The sequence below is a fragment of the Streptomyces sp. NPDC051183 genome (assembly GCF_040682455.1).
In the GTDB taxonomy this organism is placed as follows: domain Bacteria; phylum Actinomycetota; class Actinomycetes; order Streptomycetales; family Streptomycetaceae; genus Streptomyces.
Map to the genome: position 1 here is coordinate 1 of NZ_JBFBBA010000048.1, position 23,312 is coordinate 23,312.

The following is a 23,312-nucleotide window of genomic DNA, read 5'->3' on the forward strand; positions in this document are numbered from 1 at the left end:
CAAACGCCGGCGGGGCTGAGATGGTGCGGGCGGCATCAGCCAAAATCCAGCCCCGCCGGCGTTTGAGGCGCGGGGGTCCGGGGGCCGGCCCCCGGCAGCGGCGCCGCAGACGCACATCCAGCCGCGCCGGCGCTTGAGGCGCGGGGGGCTACGGGGGGTCCGGGAGGGTGAGGACGGCCAGGGCGCCGCCGGCGTCGGCCGCGCGGAACTCCAGCCGCGCGCCGATGACCTCGGCCTGGCCCAGCGCGATCGTCAGGCCGAGCCCGTGCCCCCGGCTCCCGCTGCGGAAGCGCTGCGGGCCGTGCGCCACCAGGTACTCCGGGAACCCGTCGCCGTGGTCCCGTACGGTCACCACCGGCCCGTCCACCGTCACCACCACCGGCGCCCGGCCGTGCTTGTGCGCGTTGGCCACCAGGTTCCCCAGCACCCGCTCCAGCCGCCGCCGGTCCGTCTCCACGTGCGCGTCGCGGACGACCACGACCTCCGTCTCCGTCCCCGACGCCCGCACCACCCGCCGCGCGAGCCGCCCCAGCTGGTGCAGGTCCGTCTCCACCACCTCGCTGCCCGAGTCCAGCCGCGAGATCTCCAGCAGGTCCTCGGTCAGCCCGCGCATCGTCCGTACCCGCTCCTGCACCAACTGCGTGGCCCGGCTCTCCGGCAGCAGTTCGGAGGCCGCCTGCAAACCGGTCAGCGGCGTGCGCAGCTCGTGCGCCACGTCCGCCGTGAACCGCTGCTCGCTCAGCAGCTTCGCCTGCAGGCTCCCCGCCATCGTGTCCAGCGCGCCCGCGACCGTCGCCACCTCGTCCTGGTGCCGCGAGGGGCCCTTCGTACGGGGGTCCCCGACGCGGGCGTCCAGGTCGCCCTGCGTGATCCGCCGGGCGACGGTCGCCGTCTGGTGCAGCCGGCGCGTCACCCGCGTCACGGCGAAGGCGCCGACCAGCAGGGTCCCGCCGATCGCCAGTACCGAGGACCCGATGATCGCGTTGTCCAGCCCGCTGATCGTCCGCGCGCTCTGGCCGTAGTCGACCGCGGTGGCCAGAGCCTTCCCGTCGGCCGGAGCCGCCGCCCACATCATCGGCCGGCCCTGGTGGTCGGCCACGATCGTCCCGCGGTGCCCGGACAGGGCCAGCGCCCGCAGCGAGTCCGGCAGACCGGCCGGGTCCAGGCCCGACTCCGGTGGCAGTGCCTCGCCCGCCTCGTACGCGCGCGAGGCGTCCTGCAGCTTGCCCAGCGCCTTGTCCCGCGCCGTCGCGACCGTCTGGCGGGTCACCTCGACATGCACCAGCGCACCCAGTACGGCCGCCAGCGTGCAGCACATCACCACGATGAAGCACGCCGACTTCCAGGTCAGCGTGGCCGTCCAGGCAGGCAGCCGGAACCTCACGGCGAACTCGGGGCGGGGACCCGTACGATCTGCTCGCGCGTCGGCAGCATGCTGCGCTGCTTCTCGTCCCAGGACCAGGCGTTGATCAGCTCGTAGCCGCCGAGGCCGCTCGGCATGTGCAGGATCACGTCCCGGCCGGCCAGCTCCACGCTGATCAGGGTCTGGGTGGTCGCCATGATCCGGTTGAGCCGTCCGTCGGCATCGGCGGTGTACACCCGTACGGACATCTGGTCCTCGGGCAGCCGGATGCCGATGATCAGCTCGTCCTTGCCGTTCCCGGTGAGGTCCCGGTAGTACGGGGTCAGCACCGGGCAGTCCTGGGGCGCGGACCCGTCCTCCCCGCAGTCCTCGATCGCGTCGGCGGTCTCCTTGAACAGCCCGTCGGGGCCGCTCCGGGCGTCCGGGTGCGCCCGCAGCTCGGCCTGCACGAGGGCGACGGGGTCGATGGAGTGCACGTTCTGGTCCCGCACGGGAGCGATGCCCGGCACGTACTCCGGGGGCGCGCCCCCGGGATCGGCGGGCGGAACGGACGCACCCTTGCGCCCGGGCCACAGGTGTACGGGTCCGCTCGCGGTCGGGGTGGGGCCGGCGTTGGCCAGGCCCCCGGTGTCGCCGCAGCCGGTCACCGGCAGGAGCAGGAGGAGGAGTGGCAGGGCCGCCAGGGCCGCGCGGGCGCGCGAGGGGATGCTCACCACCCGTACGTCCTCCTCTCCGCGGCATGACTCTGCGTCGCGTCAACAGTAAGCAGAGATGCGCGGTCTTCGCCCACGAGGCCCGCCCGGTGACCGCGGCGGCGGGCCCGGCGGCGCCTCAGCCGTCCGTACGGCCGCGGCGCAGCATCGCGAAGCCGAGCCCGGCGGCTCCGACGGCGGTGATCCCGCCGCCCGCGGCGAGCAGCATGACGCCGTCGCCCGGCCCGTCGGCCAGGGTGTTCAGACGCAGCGCCTCGACGGGCCCGGTGGCCACGGGGGCGGCGGCGGAGACGGAGGAGCCGGACGCGGAGGCGGGCACGACCCGGCCCTCGCGGGTGCCGGTCTTGTGCGTGACGACGTGGCTGCCGGCGGGCACGGTGTCGCCCGCCCAGGAGCTGAGCTGCCCGTCGGGCCGCAGCGCGAGGTGGAGGTTCCCGGCCTCGCCGAAGCCGGTCGCGCCGTCCCGGCTGGTCAGCGTGGCGGCCGTGGCGCCGTCCGCGGTCAGCACCTCGGCCTGGTAGGCGTCCTTGGCCGTGCGGTAGACGTTGGCCCTGGAGACGCCGTCGGCGAGGGCGAGGGTCTTGACCAGGGTCCGCTGCGTGGCCGAGGCGGCCGGCACCCCCTCGGCGAGCGCGGTGGCGGCCGGGAGCGCCAGCAGGCCGGCGGCGCATGCGGTCACGGCGGCGGCGCGAACGAGGGTGCGGCGGCTGACGGTGCTCACGAGAGTCCTTCGGTGCTGGTCAGGTCCTGGGGTGTCCAGGTGGGACCAACCTAGGCACCGGCCGTTGCAGTGGGGCGCTGGTTTTGTAACAGCGGGGCAGCAGGGTTCCGGCGGAGTCGTTACACAACCGGGGGATTGCCGCGCGGCGCCCGGGCTGCTCCCATGGACGGCGGGGGTGAGGGCGATGCGGGGACTCAAGGTACTGCCGAGCGGCCGGCCGGGCCGCGGCCGGCTGTATGTCAATCTGCCCGACGGGCGGGCGGTGGCCTGGTACGACCGGCAGACCAACCGGATCAGCGTCCTGGCGGACGACCGCCGCGAGGAGATCCTGAGGGTGTTGCGTCCCTACCTGAGCGGGACGGTCTCCATCGGCCCGCCCCCCGTCCCCACGGCCGCGGACCTGCGCCGTCTCGCCCTGCCGCCGGACGAGGACCTGGCCCCGAACCGCCCGGGGGAGGGCCTGCTGGGCGAACTGGAACACGGTTCGGCGGGCACCCGCGCACGCCACCGGCTGCGCCAGGACCTCACGGCCCAGCAGCGGATGGGCGAGGTCCTCGACGCACTCCCGGAGTCGCAGGGCTGGAGAGCCCTGCACGCGCTCGCCGTCCCGGGCGTCGGCAGCATCGACCACCTGGTCCTGGGCCCGCCCGGGGTCTTCTGCGTCCTCAGCGTTCCGGGCCGCCGTCAGCGCGCCCAGGTCGGCGACCTCCTCCTCACGGTGGGCCGCGCCGAACCACGCCCCGACCCGCGCCGGGCCCGGCTCGCGGCGCGGTACGCCGCCCGCGTGCTGACGGCCCCGGTCACCCCGGTGCTGGCGCTGGTCGACGCCACCCGCGTCGAGGTGGCCCCGAGCGTCCGCGACATCCGCGTCCTGCAGCCCCCCACGGCGGCCCCGTACTTCACGACGGCCGCCACCACGCTCAAACCCCCGGACGTCGAGGCCCTCTACGTGCTGGCCCGCGACCACCGCACCTGGCGGCGGCCGGCAGCCCGGTAGCCCGTCGGCCCGCGCCTCAGGCCGAGGAGCGTTTGCGGGGCGCGGCGGTCTTCTTCGCGGCCGCGGTGGCCTTATTCGCCGCGGCCGTGGCCGACTTCTTCGCCGAAGCCGACTTGGCCGCGGTGGACTTGGCGGTGGACTTGGCGGCCGGGGCCGCCTTCTTGCCGGATCCGGCCGCCGTCGCGGTCGACTTCTTGCCGCCCACCGCCTTCGGCGCGGCCGCCGCGGCCTTCCGCCGGATCGGCGTGACCTCCGCCCCGGCCCGCGCCCCGGTCTCCGTCTCCGCCTCCGAACCGCCCTCGCCGCGCGAGGCCTTGGCCTCCCGTACGCTCTTCTCCAGCGCCGCCATCAGGTCGATCACCTGCCCGCCGGCCGGCTCCACCACCGCCTCCGTCGGCTCGAACGCGCCCCCCGCCTTCGCGGCGATCATCGCCTCCACGGCTTCCCGGTAGTCGTCGTGCAGCGACTCCATCTCCACCTCCCCCAAAGTGGCCATCAGTGCGTCCGCCAGGTCCAGTTCGGCCTCCCGCACCGACACCGTCGCCTCCGGAGCCACCCCTTCCGGCGCCCGGATCTCGTCCGGCCACAACAGCCCGTGCATGGCGATCACGTCGTCGACGACCCGCAGCATGCCCAGCCGCTCCCGCCCCCGCAGCGCGTACTTGGCGATGGCGACCTTCCGGCTCCGCTTCAGCGCCTCCCGCAGCAGCGTGTACGGCTTGGCCGCCGTGGCCCCGTTCGCCGCGAGGTAGTACGCGGCGTCCATCTGCAAGGGGTCGATCTCGTCGGCCGGCACGAACGACACGATCTCGATCGTCTTGGCGGTCGCGATCGGCAGCTGCGCCAGGTCCTCGTCCGTGATCGGGATGATGGACCCGTCCGCCTCCTCGTACCCCTTGCCGATCTCGGAGGCCGACACCTCCTCGCCGTCCAGTTCGCACACCTTGCGGTAGCGGACCCGTCCGCCGTCGCTCAGGTGGATCTGGCGGAAGGAGATCGAGTGGCTCTCAGTGGCGTTCACCAGCTTGATCGGGATGCTGACCAAGCCGAAGGAGATCGCCCCGTTCCAAATGGATCGCACGGTTCCTCCTGTTTCATGACAGTCTCATCGTATGACGCCGATCACAATGGTGGAGGGGCGTCGCATCGCGCTCAGCAATCTCGACAAGGTCCTCTATCCCCGGACCGGCTTCACCAAGGGCGAGGTGCTGCACTACTACGCCACCGTCGCGGGTTCGCTGCTGGCCCACATCCACAACCGGCCGGTGTCCTTCCTGCGGTATCCCGACGGCCCGGACGGCCAGCTCTTCTTCACGAAGAATCCGCCGCCCGGAACCCCCGCATGGGTGAAGACCACCCCGGTTCCCCGCTCCGAGGACCTCTCCGCCGAACAGGTGGTCGTCGCCGACCTGGCCACCCTCATGTGGGCCGCGAACCTGGTCGTCGAGTTCCACACCCCCCAGTGGCCGGCCGACACCCCGGCCGTCGCCGACCGGATGGTCCTCGACCTCGACCCCGGACCGCCCGCCACCGTCGTCGAGTGCTGCCGGGCCGCGCTCTGGCTGCGCGACCGGCTCGCGGCCGACGGGCTGCCCGCCTACGCCAAGACCTCCGGGTCGAAGGGCATGCACCTGGCCGTGCCCCTGGAGCCGACCCCGTCCGACCGCGTGTCGGCGTACGCGAAGGCCCTCGCCCAGGAGGCCGAGCGCGAGCTGCCCGGCCTGGTGGTGCACCGCATGGCCAAGGCCCTGCGCACCGGCAAGATCTTCGTGGACCACAGCCAGAACGCCGCCGCCAAGACCACCGCCGCCCCCTACACGCTGCGCGCCCGGGAGCTGCCGAGCGTCTCCGCGCCCGTCTCCTGGGCGGAGGTCGAGGCCTGCCGGGACCCCGCCGGCCTGGTCTTCCTCGCCGGCGACATCCCGCCCCGGCTGGAGCGCGACGGCGACCTCTTCGGCCCGCTGACCGACCCCGGCCGGGCGGGGCGGCTGCCCCCGGTCCGGCCGGCCCGTACGCCATGATCACCGTCGCGCTCGCCGCCCCCGTACGCAGCCTGCCGCGCGCGCCGGGCCTCGCGTACGAGCCGAAGTTCGACGGCCACCGGCTGGTGGTGCTGCGCACGGCCGAGGGCGTGGCGCTCCAGGCCCGCTCCGGACGCATCGTCACCAGCGCCTTCCCCGACCTCGCCGCGGCCGCCCGGCAGTTGCCCGCCGGGACCGTGCTCGACGGCGAGGTGGTCGTCTGGCACGCCGGCCGCACGGACTTCGCCCTGGTGCAGCGCCGCGCGGCCGCCGCGACGGCCGCGCGGGCCGCCGTACTCGCGCAGACCCTGCCGGCCTCGTACGCCGCCTTCGACGTGCTGGAGCTGGCAGGGCTCGACCTGCGTGCGCGCTCGTACGAACGCCGGCGCGCGCTCCTGGTCGACCTGCTGCTCCCGCTCGGGCCGCCGCTGCAGCCGGTGCCGATGACCACCGACCCGGAGCTCGCCGCCACCTGGTACGAGACCCTGCCCGCCAGCGGTATCGAGGGGCTGGTCGTCAAGCGGCTGGACCAGGCCTACCCGGCCGGGCGCCGGGCCTGGCAGAAGCTCCGCCACACCGACGTCCGCGACGCGGCGGTGGTGGGCTACACCGGCACCCCGCGGCGCCCCCTGGCCCTGGTGCTCGTACTGCCCGTCGGGGACGAGAGGCCGCTGGTGTCCAGCCCCCTGACGGCGGCGCTGCGCACGGATGTCGCGGCGGCCGTCGCCACCCGCGCGCGGGCGGCCGGGCCGGGCGGACCGGGCGCGACCGTCACCGCCATCGGCCTCGGCGAGGTGCCCTTCCACCCGCTCGACCCGCCGCTGACGGCGGAGGTCAGGCACGCGTCGGCACGCCACCCGCCGCCCGAGGTGCTGCGGCTGCGGACGGAACTCTGACCCGCGCCACGGGGTGGCGCGAGTCAGAGTTCGCGGGTCAGGGTTCGGGCGGGCGGGTTCGGGCGGATCGGGTCAGGCGGGCTTCACGCCGCCCATGGTCGGCGGCCCGCCCAGGGGCGGCCGCTTCTGCGGGTTCGGATGCTCGTACCCGGACTCGCGCTCGGCCCGGACGTCCTCCTGGTGGCTGGCGGTGGTGGAGCCGAAGTTGCCGTAGCCCTGCATCTCGTGCGGGCGCAGGCCGCTCTTGGGGATCTCCACGGCTTCCCGCTCCTCGCGGACCTCGTAGACCGCACCGCCGTCGGGCAGGTGGGGCTGGCTCTCGGCAGTGGGTGGTGCGGGTTCCTGCGCCCGGACTCGCTTGCCCAGCCAGAAGCCGCCGAGCAGGAAGCCGACCACAGCAAGCCCGACGACCAGGAACCACGCGATATCGGTCAGGGTCGTGTCCATACGTACTATTTTCCCGCACTTCGGTGCGATATGCCCTATCCGGGGCCGGTGGCCGGTGGTGCCCGGTGCTCTACCCGCGAAGAGGACCGTCCGAGTCCCGCAACCCGCCCGCGTCCCGCCCGCCGAGCACCCCGAGGATCTCCGCACAGATGGCCAGCGCCGTCTCGGCCGGGGTCCGCGCGCCGAGATCGAGCCCGATGGGCCCGTGCACGGCCCGCAGCGCCTCCTCGCCCACCCCGGCGGCGAGCAGCCCCTCGCGGCGCCTGGCCGTCGTCCGGCGCGAGCCGAGCGCCCCGACGTACGGGATCCCGAGCGCGAGCGCCGTCCTCAGGGTGGGCACGTCGAAGTCCGGCTCGTGGCTGAGCAGCACCAGGCAGGCCGCGTCCCGGTGATCGGTGAGCAGCTTCTCGGCGTCCGCGGCCGACTCCACGATCTCCGCGCCCCACTCCAGGAGGGCGGCCTGCCGGGCGATGATCCCGGCGAGCTCGCCGCCACCGCCGATGACCAGGTGGGGCGCGGACGGGTACGCCTCGACGAGCACCAGACCGGACCCCTCGTACAGCGCGTCCCGCCCGGGCCGGCGCGTGGCCAGCAGTTCGCCGGCGCGCCGCTCGGCGTCGTTGCCCGGGGCGTCCACGGCCCGTACGACCTCGCTCGCGGCCTCGTCGGCGGCCGCGCCGAGCCGGGTCACCAGCGCCACCCCGGCGCCCTGCCCGAGCAGTTCCCACCACGGCGCGGGGACCGAGTCCAGCGACTGGAGCAGGATCTCCGCCTGCCCGCCACAGGTCAGGCGGGCCTCGGTGGCCTCGCCGGCGCCGACCGACACCTCGCACACCCGGGCGCTACGCCCCGGCCCCATCGCCGCGGCCTCGGCGGCGAGCTCGGCGTCGAAGACCCCGCGGTAGAGCGACCCGACGCACTGGCCCCGCGCGTCCACGAGCATGGCCCCGGCGGGGTCCCGCGGCCCGAACCCCTGCTCGGTCACGGGCCGGGCCAGGTATGCGACCCGCCCTTCGGCCACCCACTGCCGCGCCGTCTCCGCCAGCTCACGCATCCGCGTCGCTCCATCCCTCTGCGCTTCTCTCCCGCAAAGCACCTGGTCAGCGGCGCGATGCGGCCTCAAGAACCACCCTAGGCACACGCCCTTGCCCTACCCACCCCCCAGATCCCACAGACCCGCCCGACCCCCCTCGTACAGACCACCGGAACTCCCGGGTGACCGCTTGCGTCCGGCTCTGTTCGAACCGGGCGAACGTTCCGAAACCGAAGGGGTGATCGGGTTGCGGGCGGGTGCGCAAAACGCGTCACATTCGGCCTCGCTTGTGCCACGATGATTCCCCGAAGCCGGGCGACAAGAGATGTCCGTCGCGCGACGTCGAGGGTTCGAAATAGCGCGCGAATGGCCGTTATTGGCGATTTGCTCCGGGGGGCGGGAGTCGTCGGATGCGGGGGACCCGTATTGATCAGCCATGCCCTGTGTGCGCAGCTCCCGAAGGGGAGGAGGGCTGGTGCTCCGGCTGCCGCTGGCAGATGTACGGGGACCTGGTCCTGGGGGAGTTGACCGAAAAGGACAAGAGCCGGGCCGCCGCGGCCCTGCAAGCCGCCGGACGCGCCTGGGACCTACGGGCCGCCGCGCTCTGCGGTGACGGTGGCGGCGGACCGGAGGCGGGCGGCGGGATCTCGACGGTGGTCCGCGGCGGGCCCCCGGGGCCCGGCGAGGACGCGCGGCGGGCGCCGGCCGGTCCGGCGGACTTACCGCCGACGCTCCCGGACGAGATCCTCGATGATTTGATCTTCGGACGCGTCAAGGAATTGCGGTTCCTCGAACTCACTCCCGATCACATGAATGTGATCAAGGTGCACGCGGACGAGAACGGAATACCCCGGCACATGGATGCCGGATGCACGGAATGGCGTTCCGTCGTCCCCGCGCTGGACCGGCGCCCGGACATTCGCCGATTCCAGCTCGCAGGCGGCATCGGCGAGTTATCCCCGGTCAGCCGCGGGGAATTCGACGCGGCCGTGCTGCACTGGCTGACGGCGTCCGCACCGGCGTCCCCCGGCCGGCCCGTGGTCCTGCTGACCCGCCACAGCGGGTGGACCCTGCTGGACCGGGCCGCGGCCACCGCCCGCGCCACCTGCGCCCCGCAGGCCGAACTGGGCCGGGGGAGCGGGGCCGCCGCCGGGACCACGACGGTGCAGGCCGTACGGGAGTTGCTGCGCACCGCGCCACTGCTCGTGGACCACACCCTGCTGCTGGCCCGGGCCGACCGCCGGACCGGCGCGGTGGACGTGCAGAGCCACGTGCTCTTCCCCGCGGGCGCCCGGCTCCGGCCCGGGGGGAGCGCGACCGCCACCGTCACCGTGCACGGCGGGACCACCGACAACGCCTCCGTACTCCTGCCGGTGCTGGCCGGCGCCCCCGCCGTCGGGCATCCCGGGAGCGGCGGCCCCGGCGGCGCCGTCCTGAGCGTGCGGCGCACCGCCCTCGGGGCGCTGGAGCCGGCCCGGCTGACCTTCGTCCTGCAAGGGCCCGGTGAGGTCGGCCTCGTCGGCCCCGGCGGCAGCCCGCAGCAGGAGGAGCGGACCGTGCCGGACCTGCCCGCACTGCTCAGGGGCCTGCCCCGCAGGATCGTCCGGCCTCCGCTGCTGGAGGTCTTCTGCACCGTCGAGTTGAGCGGCGCGAACGACGCCGAGACCGAGGAGCGGCTGGCCTTCGTACGCGACCTCATCACCGCGCTCGCCCGCAACCACGGAACCGGCAAGGGCCTGCGCACCGGAGTCATCGGCCACTACGACCACTCGATCCACGAGAACGGATACGCCCCCCGGGGCGTCCTCCTGATGCCGCCGGTCCCGGCCGGCCCCGCCGAGCAGGCACTCGCCGTCCTGAAGACCTGGCGGCCCGCACGGCGCAGACAGGACACGGTGTCCTCGCTGGAGGACGCGCTCCAGGGGCTGGTCCCCCTCGCCGCGGCACCGGCCCGCGGCGACGAGGCCGTACGCAGGATCGTCCTGATCGTCGCGCGCAGACCGCCCGCACCTCCGCGGCAGCACGGAATGGTGCCGCCCTGCCCGCTGGGCGCCGACTGGCGGATCGAACTCGACCGCCTGCGGGGCGCCGACGTACAGGTGATGACGCGAGCGGACCCGGCCACCGGGTCGCCGCCCGGCGAACACGCACGGGCCGCCGTCAGACGCTACGAGGACGCGGCCTGGGCCGCACTGTCCCGCGACGGCTCCTTCCGGCCGGGCACCGACTCGGCCGCCGACGTGGCCAGGGCCATGGGCCCGCCCCGCCCATCGGACGGCCCGCCCTGCCCGTTGGCCTTCGCCACCCCCCTGCACTGACCGACAGCTCCGGCGCGAGGAGAAACGCTGTGTCCGAGGAGTACTACGACCCGAACGCGAGGGCTTCCGACCCCACGCCGGCCGCCCCCGCCGACCCGCCCAAGCCCCCGGTGCGCCAGCGGTCCGGCCCCGCGCCCATCCCGCCGGCCCGGCCGGCCGAGAACCCCATGGCGTACGAGTACGTGATCCCGCCGGCCCCCGTCATGGACGGCAACCGGCCGCCGGGCGTGATCCCCGTGCCGCCGGCGGGGGCGGACGCGACGGACCGCGTCCGCATAGGGCTGTGGGGCGCACCCCGCTCCGGCAAGACGAGCTTCCTCGGCGCACTGCCCATCGCGGCGATGCAGTCCCACCGGCAGGGGCAGGGCAGCTGGCGGATCAGCGGCATGACGAGAGAGGCCAACGGCTTCCTCAACGACAGCGTGACGCGCCTGTCGACCCGGCGCGTCTTCCCGCAGGCGAGCGTGGGCCTGCGCGGCATGAGCTGGTCCGTCCAGGGAGAGGAGCCGACGGGCCGCAAGTGGAACCGCACCCGCACGACCAGCTTCGTACTGGACATCAACGACGCGGCGGGCGAGGTGTTCGAGGCGAACAACCCGCTGCACGAGGAGATCACGGACCAGCTCTCCCGGGCCCACGGCCTGATCTACCTCTTCGACCCGCTGGGCGACGCCGAGGCGGAGACGGAGAGCTTCAGCTTCTTCTTCGCGACGCTCAACGAGCTGAACTCCCGCGTCCGGGACCGGGGCGGTCACCAGGGCAACCGGCTTCCGCACCACGTCTCCGTCTGCGTGGCCAAGTTCGACCACCCCGCCATCTTCGAGCCCGCCGTGAAGGCCGGCTGGGTCACCCAGGACTCGGTGGGCTCCCGGCTCCCCCGGGTGCCCGGGCACCAGAGCGCCCGCTTCTTCCAGTGGATGTGCGAGGAGTTCCGGGGCTCCAACGCCCGGCTGGTGCGCGACGGGCTGGGCGCCTTCTTCCACCCCGACCGCATCTCCTACTACGCGACCTCGGCCATCGGGTTCCGGCTCAACCCGCAGCACATCTTCGACTACAACAACTACGCCAACGTGGAGATGGTCGAAGGGCGCCCCCGGATCTGCACCTCCCCCGAACCCATCAACGTCCTCGAACCCGTCATCGACCTGGAGCGCAGGATCCACGCCAAGCAGGGCCGCTTCGGACTCAAGCGGGGCGGTCAGTGAACGAGCTCCCCGCCACCGTCCGGCTGCCCGCCGACTGGGCGGTCGTGGGCAAGCACCCGGGCCGGACGATGGGGTACAAGGTGCTGGCCGGCAGCCTGCCGCCCGAACGCGCCGAGCGGTACTACTGGGGAGCGGCCACCGGAACCCCCGACGACCTGGAGCCCGCGGAGGGCCTGCCCTGGCGGGTGTTCCTCGGGAGCGCTCAGGGGGAGCTCCAGAGCGCCGGCGTGCTCGTCGAGACCACCTGGGACGGCAGCTACGACGGCACCGGAGCCCCCAGCTACACCTGGCGGATGCTCGTGCTGGACTGGAACTCCGCGAGCACCGCCCGGCTGACCTGGAGCGCCCTGGACCGGGCCGCCCCCCGGGAGCGGCCCGACTCGGGCGGCGGCGCCCTGAGCATCGAGGCATCGCCGACGGCCGCCGCCGAACTCGCCGACACCGTGGACCGGTTGGGCTTCACCTGGGCGGCCGGGGTCGCGGCCCTGCTGCTGGAGGGCCGGCAGGTGGCGATCGTGCCGCCGCCCGGAGCCCGGCTCCCGGACACGGGCGAGCGGGTCCGGATCCTCGACGCCGTCTGCTCGCTCCTGCCGTACGGGTGCCGCGCCTGGCTGAGCGCCGCCACCTGGACCGGCCAGTCCGAGCACAAGCTGCTGCTGGTCTTCGCGCCGACCGCGCGGACGGAGCAGACCGCGACGTGGCTGGGCGCCGGCAGCCCCCCGGAGCCGCACACCGCCGCGGCCCGCGACTACCTCAACGAGCTCCTGAGGATCCGGGCCAAGCGCGGATCCACCGACGACCTGGTCGCGCACCTCCTGCGCGCCACCGAGGTCGTCGCGGGCCAGGATCCGGGCGCCGCGGTACGGGCGCTGCGGGAGGTCGACCTGGTGGACTCCGTACTCGCGGACGTCGCGCAGGGGCGCGGCAACCTCCACGAGGTGCTGCGGATGCTGGACATGCACCCGATGAGCACCCTGGGCGACCACCGGCCGGCCCTGATCGTGCCCTTCCTCGCCGGCCACGGCGCGCGCGACGCGCTGCTGCGGTGGTGGAGCCCCCTGACGCCGGCCCTGCTGGCCGCGGACGTCCTGGAGCGACCGGCGACGAAGGAGTCCTTCGCCCTGGCCAGGAGCTACCTGAGCGTGCTGAACGACCTGGAGGCGGACCGTCCCGGCGCGTTCGAGGAGTTGTTCACGACCATGGTCGAGGCACCGGCCCAGAAGCCCGACTGGGTGGCCGCGCTCATCCACATGACCGCCAACGAGTTCCGGTACACCGCGGACGCCGTCGACCGGGTGGTGATCGGCTCGCGCGAGGTGGGGCGCAGCTGGCTCCGCAAACTGGTGATGGACCGCCTGCGCGACCCGCTGCCGCCGCTCACGCGGCTCGTTCCGCCGGCGCTGCGCGAGCGCGCGACCGTGGGCCCGCCCGGATGGCTGAGGTTTGCCGGAGTGCTCACCGGCTACCTCGACGCGAGCGACGTGGAGCCCTCGGACGTCGCCGAGTTCACCGACGCCGGCGACGACGCCTGGTCGATCGCCCTGGACATCGCGGGGCGCAACGGCATCCAGGCCGTCGTCAGCCTCATGTGGCCCTCCCTGCGCGCGAGGGCCTCGCGCAGCCCGCAGCGACTGCTCACGGCGCTGGAGGCGGTGGCCTCGCCCGCCCGGGCCGGTCTCACGCCGGAGGCGGCCGCCGACGCGGACCTCCTGGGCGCACTGGCCCTGGCCACCGCGCAGGGGCACCAGACCGCCCTGGCGATGCCCCGGCTCGCCCGGTTCACCGACCCCGGCGACCAGGAGGCCTACGCGTCCGCCCTGGCCCGCCGGATCGACACCGACCCCGACCTGAAGGCACCGGCGATCGGGGCCCTGCTGGGCGAAGAGCCCGACGACGCCTCGTGGGCCGTGGTGCAGCGGGTGGTGAAGCGGCTGCCCAGTGCCGAGGAGTACGTCCTCGTCGGCCTGGAACGGCGGCTGTGCCGCGCCCACGGAGCCGGCGCGTGGATCGACGTACTGTCCGAGGATCAGGTCTCGATCCTCAGCCGCAGGCAGCAACTGAGCTGGCTGCGCCGGGTCTGGCAGCTGCGCAACGCCATCCGCTCGCCGCAGGCGCTCCCGGAAATGGCCGAAGTCCTCGCCGAGACGCGTGTGGACCTGTCCCTGTCCGTGCAGTTCCAGCACGAGCTGGTCGCCTGCCTGTACACGTGGGGGGCCGGAGCTGCCTACGACCTCGCGGCCGAGCTCGACGCCCGGTCGCCCGGACTGGGCCTCGCCCTGTACCAGGCGCTACGGGGCTCCGACCAGGCCAGGGACCTGTGCGAGGAACTGAAGCGCTACAGCTACGCGCAGATGGAGTATCACCGCCAGATCCTCCTGGCGATGGGCGCCGCCTCCGGAGGCTCCGCGCCGCCCCCGCCCCCGCCCGCCCGCACCCCCGCACCCGTTCTCCGGCAGGAGTTCCCGCCCTACCAGCCCGTTGTGCAGCCGGCACCGCAGAAGGGAAGGCTGCGCAGCTGGTCCCCCTGGAGGAGGCCGTGACGTCGAGCGCCCACGCCCGCCACGACCACGCCGTCGCCATCGACGCGGGCACCCGCTTCACGCGCATCGCCCGGCTCGGCGCCGACGGCGTCCCGGAACTGGTCCCGCTGCCCGGCTCGGTCCCGGGCGAGGGCCTGCCCGTACCCGCGGGGGCGCGGCCCGGCGCTGCCCTGCGGGCCGCGTACGAGGCGTACCGCGCGGGCGGCGGCACACCCGACCGGATCGTGCTCGTCGTACGGGAGCAGGACCGGGCCCAGCAGGCCGCCCGCGCGGTGGACGCGCTGGCCTCCGCGCACGGTACGGGCCGCGCACCGCGGATCCGGGTGCTGGGCACCCCGCACGCGGTACTGGCGCTGCTGCGGCACGCGGGCGAGGCGACGGCTGAGCGGTACGCGGTGTGCGAACTCGGCGCGAGCGCCGTGGAGGTCTCGGTGTGCGTGCCCGCCGGCGGGTCGGTGGCCGTGGCCGGTACGGCACGCCACGCGCCCGCCGAGGGCTACGGAGCCGCCTTCGACCGGGAGTTGCTGGCGGCCGCGGGGCTGCCGGACGACGAAGCGGAGCTGCGGGCCCTCGCCGCAGTCCGCGCCCAGGGCGGCTCCGCCGCGCGGCTCGACGTCGCACTGCGCCGCGCGGACAGCCACCAGGGGAGGTACCGCGAAACCGTGGTCCACCGGGTGGACGGGCGGCCGATCACCGCGGCCACGGTGCACGACGCCCTCGGGCGGCTCACGGCCGGGCTCGACCACGCGCTGGACCGGGCCCGGGGCGGTGCACCGGCCGGGCAGGCCGTCGCCGTGGGAGGCGCGGCCCGGTTCGGCCCGCTGACCCGGTACCTCGCCGAACGCCAGGGGCCGCTCGTCGCGCTGCCCGGCGGCACCGACCCCGCCCTCGCGGCCGTGTCCGGCGCCGCGCTGGTCGCCGCCGGACGCGTCGACCCCGGCGACCGCTACCCGTACGCCGTCTGCGTGGCCACCCACCGCGTCTTCGCCGGTACGCCCCGGACGGAGGAGCTGGTGATCAGCGAGGCCGGCGCCCTGGAGCCCGGCGGCGCCACCGTCTTCGCGGAATCCGGCGGCCACCGCGTCCGCGTGGCGGCCGGCCCGGCTCCGGCGGGTCCCGCGCGGCCGGTGCGGGTGCGGGTGCGCGACGCGGAGGGCGGGCACACCGCGGCCGTGGGCACCCTGACCGTCCCCGGCGGCGCGGAGGGCGACCGCTTCCACATCGGAGTACGGATCGCCGTCGACGGGACGGCCCATCTCGTACTGCACCCGCTCGGCTCCGCCGCGCCCGGTGAATTCCCGCTCGGCACCCTGCCGACCGACCTCAAGGGAGTACGTCCGTGAAGCACCACGCCCCGGCACGGGCGCCTCGATCCGTGCGGGCCGCGCGGAAGCTGGCCGCCGTGGCGGCCGCCGCGCTCCTGGCCGCCCCGCCGGTGGCCGCACAGGCGGCCCCCGCCGACCCGGCACCCTCCCGCGCGGACGTCTACAAGGCCCTCGGCCTCAACGACCAGCCCGCCGACTACGTCATCCTCGTCGACACCTCGGGGTCGATGAACCAGGACGGCCGCTACGACACCGTCCGCTCGACCCTGGGCAGCTTCCTCGGCGGCATGTCGCCCAAGGACCACGTCGCGCTCTTCACCTTCGACTCCCGCCCCGTGCCCCGCTACATCGGCTCGGCCGGTGACACCGCCGCGATCGTGTCCAAGCTGCCCGGCGCCCCCGAACCCGACGGCGACACGGACATCGGCTCCGCACTCGACGCCGCGCTGACCGAACTCGGCCGCGACCAGGCCTCCGAGGTCGCGTCCGTCGTGCTGATCACGGACGGCGAGCACCGTCCGGCCGCCGGCTCCCGCTATCCCGAGGCGACCGGGGCCCCCTGGACCGCGCTGCGCGAGCGGGCGCAGGCCCTCGCCGGGCGGATCGAACTGGCCGGGTACGCGCTTCCGCTGGGCACCGGCGCGACGGGCGCCGACCGGCTGGGCGACGTCGTGCCGAACACCACGCCGCTGCGGCCCGACAGCATCCAGGACCTCGGCTCGTACCTGGCCCGCGCGGGGGAGCGTACCCAGGTCCGCAAGGCCCAGCGGCTGCTCGCCGAGGACGTCGGCAAGGGCGTGACCGCCGAATGGTCGGGCTCCGGGCGGACCGACGTCACGGACGGCACCGCCACCGGGCAGCTCACCCTGCGCTCGACCACCCGCCGTACGCCGCTGGTCATCACCGGGCTGAGCGCCTCGACCGCCGACCCGTCGGTCGGGCTCAGCGGGCTGCCGGCGGAGCTGACGCTGGAGCCCGGCCAGTCCCGGACCTTCGAAGTCGGCCTGCGCGGAAGCCTGTCGGGGGGCCCGCTGCCGTACCACCGGGCCAAGGAGGACGACGCCACGCTGAAGGTGTCCGGCCGGGTGAGCACTCCGTGGGAGCAGGCGTTCGCCCCGGACGTACGGCTCGACACCCCCCAGGAGGTGCGCGTCACCGCAGCCGCGGTACCGCTGCGGGCCACGGTGGGCTCCACCGCCTTCCTGCCGTCGGTGCTGGGCGGCGCCCTGCTGGTCCTGCTCGCCGGCTGGCTGTGGTGGCGCCACACCCGACGGCCCCCGCTGCGGGGCGAGCTGCTGGTGACCACCGTGTTCGGCGAGGGGTTCACCGACCGCATCGCCCTGACCGGCCGCGGGGTGACGCTGCGCCCGCACTCGGTCGGCGGCCGCGGTAGGGCCCGGGGCCTGCGCCGGAAGGCCGACACCGGCTCGCGGGTCGACCTGCTGATCCGCTACACGCCCGACGGATCCACCAGCCGGGAGACCGACGCGACCTGCGCCCCGGGAGGCAGCGTCGTCGTCAACGGGGTGAAGTTCACCTACCTGCCCGGGCAGCGCGCCGACCGCACGTCCGACGCGGGCCGGCCACGATGAGCACCGCCCCCGGCACGCTCAACGTCGCCGCGACCCGGGTCGGCACCGAGGCCCTGGGACCGGGCGTGCGGTCGGCGCTGTGGGTGCAGGGGTGCCCCTTCGACTGCGCCGGCTGCATGTCGCCCGACTGGATCCCGGACCGCCCGGCCCGGCAGGCCGAACCCGGGGAACTGGCCGCGGAGCTGCTGGGCGACCCCCGGGTGGGCGGACTGACCTTCTCCGGGGGCGAGCCGATGCGGCAGGCGGCCGGGCTCGCCGAGGTGGCGCGGCTGGCCCGGCTGGCCCGCGACGTCTCCGTGATCTGCTTCACCGGGTACCGCCTCGAACAGCTGCGCCGCAGGCCGCCCAACCCCGGAGTCGCCGAACTGCTCGCCGCCGTGGACGTGTTGATCGACGGCAGGTACGTGGCGGCCCTCGACGACGGCCGCGGCCTGCGCGGCAGCTCCAACCAGCGCGTCCACCACCTCACCCGGCGGCTCACGGAGTGCGGGTACGACTTCGCCCACCGCCCCCGTACCGCCGAGATCGCCGTCAGCGGCCCGGAGGCCATGCTCATCGGCGTCCCCCCGCCCGGGCTGCTCGCCGCCTTCGACAACGCGGTCGACACCGTCCGCACCGGCACGACCATCGCAAAGGAGCCGCCCCGTGAGCGGTAGGAAGCGCATCCAGGTCGACGAGTCCGAGTGGTACCGCATGCAGCGCAAGGCACAGAAACTGAAGGAGGTGCTGAGCACCCTGCCGGGGCTCATCGACGACGTGCGTGCGCAGACCCGCGCGGACATCGACCGTACCTTCGCAGCGGTCGAGGAGCGCCGGCGCCGGCAGGACCAGGTGATCCAGAACCTCAGCGCCCAGACCCGGCAGTTGGAGGCCGACACCTCGCGAAGGCTCCAGGAGCAGGCCCGCGAACTGCGCGGGGCCCTGGACGAGACCGCGGGCCGGATCCGGGCGGAGACCCGGCAGCGGCTGGCCGAGCACCAGGAGGCCGTACTGCGGGAGATCTCCGCCGAGCGCACCGAGCGCCGCGCCGAGATGGCCCGGCTGTCCGAGGGGATCGAGAAGCAGGAGGAGGACCGGGCGCAGGCCGAGCAGACCGTACGGTCCTGGCTCGCCGACGGCCGGACCATGGCCGCGCTGATCGCGGAAACCCTGCCGCACGAGCGCTACGCCCCCGGGGAACTGGACCCGCTGACGAGCCGGCTGACCACCGCCGAGAACAACGCGGCGGCGGGCAGGTTCGACGCCGGGCTCGCCGTGGCGCAGGAGGCGTACCACTCGCTGAGCGAGCTGCGGGTGGACATCGAACAGCGGGAGCTGGAGCGCTGCTCGGCCCAGACCGCGGCCGTCGAGGCGCTGGTGCGCATCGAGAAGCTGATCGAGGGCAACAAGGAGCGCCCCGTCATCGGGCCGGACGGAGCGGCCCTGCCGGGGTACAAGCTCGACGTCGTCTACTGGGCCGACGGGGAACTCGACGAACTGCGCGAGACCACGGCCCAGGCGCTGTCGCGCGCACGCGACGACCGGTCCGACGCCGATGAGCTGCGCGGCCTGCGGGAGCAGGCCACCGGGCTCGAAAGCGCGCTGGAAGACGTCGTGGAGCGGGCCGGCATGCGCCAGCTCGCCTCGCAGATCCGCGTGAACCTCGCCGACGCGGTGGCCCACACCCTCGGCGACTACGCGTACTACGACCTCGTCGACGGCGAGTACCAGGACGCCGATCCCCGGGGCGCCTACTACGCCAAACTCCGCCACGACAACGGCAACGAGATCGTCCTGGACATCTCGCAGGCCCAGCGGGACTCGGGGGAGTGCGTGATCCGGGTCCACTCCTACGATTACGACACCACCTCCGAGGCCGACCTCGCGGCCCGGGCCCGGGCGATCGGCGAGGGGCTGGAGACGCAGGGCCACCAGGTGTCGGCGCCGGTGAGCGAGAAGGGCGTTCCCGACGAGGACCTGCGCCGCCGGGTCGGACAGCCCCGCGCCGGGGGGCCGGAGTCGGCGTCGGAGTCGGCGTCGGAGTCCCGTCCGGGCACCGCATGACGAACATGACGAAGGGCGCGCCGGAGAACGGTGACGCGTCCGGGGACGGGGGAGGGGCCGGGGCCGGCTCCGGCCCCGGGCCGGCGGTGGAGCGGTTCCCCGTCGCGGCCCTGCACAGCGGTGAACCGTTCGCCGTCCTCTACGGACCCGGCGCGGACGACGTCTTCGTCGACCACGGCCACCAGGTGTGCTCCCTGGAGGAGACCCTGTGGCGGGTCCTGCGGGCGGAGGGCTACGAGCGCGTCGTCTTCAGCTCCCTGGCGGAGCCCGTCTACTTCCGGGACAACGCCTCCAGGGACCTGTCCCGCGCGGGCGGCGCCGCCGCGGCTCCGCGCCGGGGACCGCGCACCATGCACCACGACCGGCTCAGGGGGCCGCTCGGCAGCATGCTCGTACCCGGCTTCGGCGACCGCGGCGCCGCCGGGGAGCCCGGTACGGGCGGCGGGGCCGGTACCGGCGGGGGAGGCGGCGGCACGGTCGGCACCGTGCCCGCGCCTTCGACGACGGGCGTCTCCGACCCGTTCGGGGTGATGACGCTGACCGGATACCTCCGCCGGCGCGAGCACCGGACGGCCGTGGTGTTCCCGTACGCCGAGGAGATCCTGCACTACAACCACGCCGGACGGCAGCTGGCCCACGCCATGGCCGACTGGGCCCAGCAGTGCGACGGCCGCAACCTGTGGGTGCTGGTCTTCCGCCGGGCGAGCCTGGAGCGCGTGGCCGAGTTCGTCGCGGACCAGGGCGGCTTCCCGCTGCTGGAGACCTTCGTACGCCAGCAGCGGGACACCCCGGGGCGTCCGGGCACCGGGGAGATCGGCTATCCGCAGGCGCCGGAGGTGGAGCGGCTGATCCACGCCACGCGCCTGCGGGCCGGGCTGCGGATCGCGGACTGGCGGGAGCTGGCCCCGATCGTGCGGGCGATGGCGGGCCAGCCCGTCAAGACCCGGACCTGGCGGGCCCGGCTCCAGCAACTGGCCAAGGGCAACGGCACGCTGAACGCGAACGCCGTACGGGGCTGGGTCGAAGCAGCCGACACCGACCCCCGCACGGCCCTGGAGCGGCTGAGGGCCATGCCGGGGCTGGAGATGGTCAAACGGCACTTCGAGGAACTGACGGGCATGGTGGAGACGGCCAGGGCGCTGGAGGGGGCCGGCCACACCGGGACGTACGATCCCCCCTCCCTCCACCTGGTGTTCACCGGCAACCCGGGCACCGGCAAGACCACCGTGGCCCGGCTGGTCGGGGAGATCTACCGGGACCTGGGCCTGCTGCGCCGGGGACACGTCGTCGAGGCGAAGGTGCGGGACCTCGTCTCGGGATACGTCGGCCAGACGGCAGAGCGGACGGACGACGCGGTCGACCGGGCCCTGGACGGGGTGCTCTTCGTCGACGAGGCGTACGCACTCAGCGACCAGCGCGAGGGGTACGGGGGCCAGGCGATCCAGGCGCTGCTCAGCCGCATGGAGAACGACCGCGGCCGACTGGTCGTCGTGGCGGCCGGATATCCGGGCAAGATGCGGGAGTTCCTGGCTTCCGACGTCGGCCTGAGCAGCCGGTTCCCGACCGTTCTGGACTTCCCCGACTATCCGGTCGAGACCCTCCTCGCGATCCTGCTGGGACGGCTCACCCAGCGGGGCGAGACCCTGGACGCCGCCACCGAGGAGCAGTTGGGGGAGGTCGTCGCCGAGATGTACCGGACCAGGGACGAGTCGTTCGGCAACGCGCGGGACATGCGGACCCTGGCCGACGACATCCTGCGGCTGTGGGCCGCCCGGGTCCGGGGCCGGGCCGACCTGCCGATCACGCCCGAGGACATCCCCGAGGCCCACCGGCCCCGGCTGGGCCGGCCGATCCCCGACCCGGTCGCCCAGCTGGCGGAACTCGACCGCTACGTCGGGCTCGACGAGGTCCGGGCGCACTTCACGACCCTGGGCAACCGGCTCCGGTTGCGCCAGGCCGCGGGGAAGGGCGGATTCGTCGCGCCGCACCTGGTGTTCACCGGGCCGCCGGGGACGGGCAAGACCACCGTGGCCCGGGTGGTCGGGCGGATGTTCCGGGATCTCGGCCTGCTGCGCAAGGGGCACGTCGTCGAGGTCACCCGCGCCGAGCTGGTGGCCAACTTCATCGGGCAGACCGCGACGAGGGTGCAGAAGGCCGTACGGGACGCGCTGGACGGCGTCCTGTTCATCGACGAGGCCTACAGCCTGACCCGCGACACCTCGTCCGGCAGGGACTTCGGCCAGGAGGCCGTCGACACGCTGATCCGGGAGATGGAGCACCGGCGGGGCCGCCTCGTCGTGATCGTCGCGGGCTACCCGAGGGAGATGGCGCAGTTCCTGGAAGCCAACTCCGGGATGGCGTCACGGTTCGCGGACCCGGTGGTGTTCCCGCCCTACTCCGGCGCCGACCTGGCGGAGATCCTGCGCCGGATGGCCGCCGACGAGGGCTACACCCTGGGCGCGGGCACGGCCGACCGGGCCGTGCGCTGGCTGGAGTGGAGACGCGCGATGGATCCGGTGGGCTTCGGCAACGCCCGGACGGTGCGCGGGCTGCTGGGGGAGATGGAGGGCAGGATGGCCGCCCGGCTCGCCCGGGAGGGCTGGCCGGACGGCCGAGGAACCGCCGCCCCACTGGAGTTTCTGCCCGCCGACGTCCCGGAGGTGCCGGTCAGCCGCCGCCCGTCCGCCGGATGACGGTCCGCCCCTCGACGTCGCGGGAGTCGCGCGCCTCCAGGACGCGGCCCAGCGCCGCGTCCGCATCGCGCAGCCGCCGCTCGATGTCCGCGGTGGCCGCCTCCACCTGCTCCAGCGACACCGACTCGGCCGCCGCGGCACCTGCCGGGGCGGCCCCCGCCGCCCCGGGGCCCGCCGGGGCGGTGAGCGCCCGCGCGAGGTCGCGGTCGGCCAGGGCGTACAGCCGCAACGAGGCCAGCTGCCCGGCCCGTTCGGTCTGGATCTGCTCCAGCCGCTGCCTGTCGGCATGGAGCGCGGCGGCGCCCTCGTCGTAGGTGCGCTCCTCGGCGGCCAGTTCGCTCTGCACGGCCGCGGCCCGCTCCAGCACCTGCCGGGTCTGCGGCCCCAGCGCGGCGAGCCGGTCGTCCGAGAGCCGGATCAGGGCGTCGCTGCTCGTCCGCAGGGTGACATCCACCCCGGCGTCCTTGCCGCGCAGCGCGGCGAGCCGGTCCGCGATGACCCGCTGCTGCTCCCGCAGCGCGTCCAGCGCGTCGACCAGCCGCTCCAGCCGGCGCAGCTCGTCCACCTGTCTGCGCAGCTCCTCGTGCTGCTCCAGCCGGGTGCGCAGCTCCTCCTCGGCCGCCGCGCGCTTCTTCAGCTCCACCCGCTCGGCCGCGACGCGCTCGGCCGCCTCGGCGAGTTGCCGCACCAGTTCGTCCGTACCGCCGCCCACGCTCTCCCCGGGCATCGCGGCGGCCAGCAACGCCGGTACCGCGCCCACCAGTTCGCGGCCCTCCTCCAGTGCGTCGTCGAGGTCGTACAGGGCGCCGAGGGCCCGGGCGCTGTCACCGTCGCCGTCCATCCGGCGCACCGCGGCCGCGGCCCACCGGAAGGCGCAGCCCAGTGCGCGCAGGGCGGCTTCCGCGTCGTTCAGGTCGGTGGCACCCAGCGTCGCGGCCATCTCTCGTCTGGCATCGTCCACAGCGGTCACCGTATCGTCGCGAAGCCGCCCGCATCCGGTGGTTGCGCCACTACTCTTCATGGAGACCCGGCCGCCCTCGAAAGCGGCCGCAGCGATGAATCCGGGGGATCCATGGCCGAGTTGGTACGTTTCGAGGGTCCTGACGGGACCTCACTGCTGATCGAGGCCGAGGACGACGCGCCGGGGCTCCAGCGGATCTCCCGCGACGACGACGGCGTGGTGCAGGCCGGCCGCCGGCTCCAGGACGCGCTGAACGAGGTCCGGCCCGCCATCCGGTCGGTGATCGACTCGGTCAGGTCCCTGGGCCCGGACGAGTACGAGGTCGAATTCGGGATGAAGCTCAACGCGGAGTCCGGAGTCGTGATCGCCAAGACGGCGATCGAGGGACACTTCAACGTCAAGATCCACTGGAGCCGGACCGCCGCGGACACAACGGGCTGACCC

19 protein-coding genes are annotated in these 23,312 nt (G+C 74.5%); 12 read left to right on the forward strand and 7 right to left on the reverse strand.

Going from position 1 to position 23,312, the window contains the following annotated elements; genetic code table 11:
* Positions 1-148 precede the first annotated feature (148 nt).
* The 3 genes from AB0M99_RS31645 to AB0M99_RS31655 all read right to left on the reverse strand — a co-directional run bounded on the left by AB0M99_RS31645 (position 149) and on the right by AB0M99_RS31655 (position 2,797).
* Positions 149-1,384 (reverse strand): HAMP domain-containing sensor histidine kinase, encoded by a 1,236-nt coding sequence (locus AB0M99_RS31645; protein ID WP_365926548.1) that lies wholly within the window; start codon positions 1,382-1,384, stop codon positions 149-151.
* Complete coding sequence (locus AB0M99_RS31650; protein ID WP_365926550.1) at positions 1,381-2,076, reverse strand: hypothetical protein; 696 nt, start codon at positions 2,074-2,076, stop codon at positions 1,381-1,383. Before AB0M99_RS31650 ends, AB0M99_RS31645 begins: the two co-directional genes overlap by 4 nt.
* Positions 2,077-2,194: 118 nt before the next feature.
* Entirely contained in the window at positions 2,195-2,797 is a 603-nt protein-coding gene (locus tag AB0M99_RS31655; protein ID WP_365926552.1) for a hypothetical protein, read from the reverse strand.
* A gap of 184 nt (positions 2,798-2,981) precedes the next feature.
* Between AB0M99_RS31655 and AB0M99_RS31660 the strand changes: the two genes are divergently transcribed.
* Positions 2,982-3,794, forward strand: coding sequence for a nuclease-related domain-containing protein (locus tag AB0M99_RS31660; RefSeq protein ID WP_365926554.1), 813 nt, complete (start codon positions 2,982-2,984; stop codon positions 3,792-3,794).
* 16 nt (positions 3,795-3,810) lie between these two features.
* Here the strand turns inward: AB0M99_RS31660 and AB0M99_RS31665 are convergent, their stop codons facing one another.
* Positions 3,811-4,875, reverse strand: coding sequence for a Ku protein (locus AB0M99_RS31665; protein WP_365926556.1), 1,065 nt, complete (start codon positions 4,873-4,875; stop codon positions 3,811-3,813).
* A 31-nt stretch (positions 4,876-4,906) separates the two neighbouring features.
* Here AB0M99_RS31665 and ligD point away from each other — a divergent pair, with 31 nt between their 5' ends.
* Positions 4,907-5,815, forward strand: coding sequence for a non-homologous end-joining DNA ligase (gene ligD / locus AB0M99_RS31670; protein ID WP_365926558.1), 909 nt, complete (start codon positions 4,907-4,909; stop codon positions 5,813-5,815).
* Positions 5,812-6,711 (forward strand): ATP-dependent DNA ligase, encoded by a 900-nt coding sequence (locus tag AB0M99_RS31675; protein ID WP_365926560.1) that lies wholly within the window; start codon positions 5,812-5,814, stop codon positions 6,709-6,711. Before ligD ends, AB0M99_RS31675 begins: the two co-directional genes overlap by 4 nt.
* 72 nt (positions 6,712-6,783) lie before the next feature.
* Here AB0M99_RS31675 and AB0M99_RS31680 read toward each other — a convergent pair whose 3' ends face one another.
* Both AB0M99_RS31680 and AB0M99_RS31685 read right to left on the reverse strand, forming a co-directional pair.
* Complete coding sequence (locus AB0M99_RS31680) at positions 6,784-7,158, reverse strand: DUF6479 family protein (RefSeq protein ID WP_365926562.1); 375 nt, start codon at positions 7,156-7,158, stop codon at positions 6,784-6,786.
* 70 nt (positions 7,159-7,228) lie between these two features.
* Positions 7,229-8,212: an XdhC family protein gene (locus AB0M99_RS31685; RefSeq protein WP_365926564.1), complete on the reverse strand. Its 984-nt coding sequence runs from the start codon at positions 8,210-8,212 to the stop codon at positions 7,229-7,231.
* Between the two features lie 422 nt (positions 8,213-8,634).
* Between AB0M99_RS31685 and AB0M99_RS31690 the strand changes: the two genes are divergently transcribed.
* Genes AB0M99_RS31690 through AB0M99_RS31725 form a run of 8 tightly spaced genes read left to right on the forward strand, consistent with a single transcriptional unit; the run spans position 8,635 to position 21,907 of the window.
* Positions 8,635-10,509: a hypothetical protein gene (locus AB0M99_RS31690; RefSeq protein ID WP_365926566.1), complete on the forward strand. Its 1,875-nt coding sequence runs from the start codon at positions 8,635-8,637 to the stop codon at positions 10,507-10,509.
* A 29-nt stretch (positions 10,510-10,538) separates the two neighbouring features.
* A complete protein-coding gene (locus AB0M99_RS31695) occupies positions 10,539-11,714 on the forward strand; it encodes a hypothetical protein (protein WP_365926568.1) in 1,176 nt (391 codons plus the stop codon).
* Positions 11,711-14,254: a hypothetical protein gene (locus AB0M99_RS31700; protein ID WP_365926570.1), complete on the forward strand. Its 2,544-nt coding sequence runs from the start codon at positions 11,711-11,713 to the stop codon at positions 14,252-14,254. The genes AB0M99_RS31695 and AB0M99_RS31700 overlap by 4 nt, the downstream gene beginning before the upstream one ends.
* Positions 14,251-15,597, forward strand: coding sequence for a hypothetical protein (locus tag AB0M99_RS31705; protein WP_365926572.1), 1,347 nt, complete (start codon positions 14,251-14,253; stop codon positions 15,595-15,597). The genes AB0M99_RS31700 and AB0M99_RS31705 overlap by 4 nt, the downstream gene beginning before the upstream one ends.
* On the forward strand, positions 15,594-17,171 hold the full coding sequence (locus AB0M99_RS31710; RefSeq protein ID WP_365926574.1) for a vWA domain-containing protein: 1,578 nt from the start codon (positions 15,594-15,596) through the stop codon (positions 17,169-17,171). Before AB0M99_RS31705 ends, AB0M99_RS31710 begins: the two co-directional genes overlap by 4 nt.
* Positions 17,168-17,827, forward strand: coding sequence for a 4Fe-4S single cluster domain-containing protein (locus AB0M99_RS31715; RefSeq protein WP_365926576.1), 660 nt, complete (start codon positions 17,168-17,170; stop codon positions 17,825-17,827). The genes AB0M99_RS31710 and AB0M99_RS31715 overlap by 4 nt, the downstream gene beginning before the upstream one ends.
* Complete coding sequence (locus tag AB0M99_RS31720; RefSeq protein ID WP_365926578.1) at positions 17,817-19,214, forward strand: hypothetical protein; 1,398 nt, start codon at positions 17,817-17,819, stop codon at positions 19,212-19,214. The genes AB0M99_RS31715 and AB0M99_RS31720 overlap by 11 nt, the downstream gene beginning before the upstream one ends.
* Complete coding sequence (locus AB0M99_RS31725; protein ID WP_365926580.1) at positions 19,211-21,907, forward strand: AAA family ATPase; 2,697 nt, start codon at positions 19,211-19,213, stop codon at positions 21,905-21,907. The genes AB0M99_RS31720 and AB0M99_RS31725 overlap by 4 nt, the downstream gene beginning before the upstream one ends.
* Here the strand turns inward: AB0M99_RS31725 and AB0M99_RS31730 are convergent.
* On the reverse strand, positions 21,882-22,868 hold the full coding sequence (locus AB0M99_RS31730) for a hypothetical protein (protein ID WP_365926582.1): 987 nt from the start codon (positions 22,866-22,868) through the stop codon (positions 21,882-21,884). The two genes, AB0M99_RS31725 and AB0M99_RS31730, sit on opposite strands and share 26 nt — an antisense overlap.
* Positions 22,869-22,979: 111 nt before the next feature.
* Between AB0M99_RS31730 and AB0M99_RS31735 the strand changes: the two genes are divergently transcribed.
* On the forward strand, positions 22,980-23,309 hold the full coding sequence (locus AB0M99_RS31735; RefSeq protein ID WP_365926584.1) for a CU044_2847 family protein: 330 nt from the start codon (positions 22,980-22,982) through the stop codon (positions 23,307-23,309).
* Positions 23,310-23,312 lie beyond the last annotated feature (3 nt).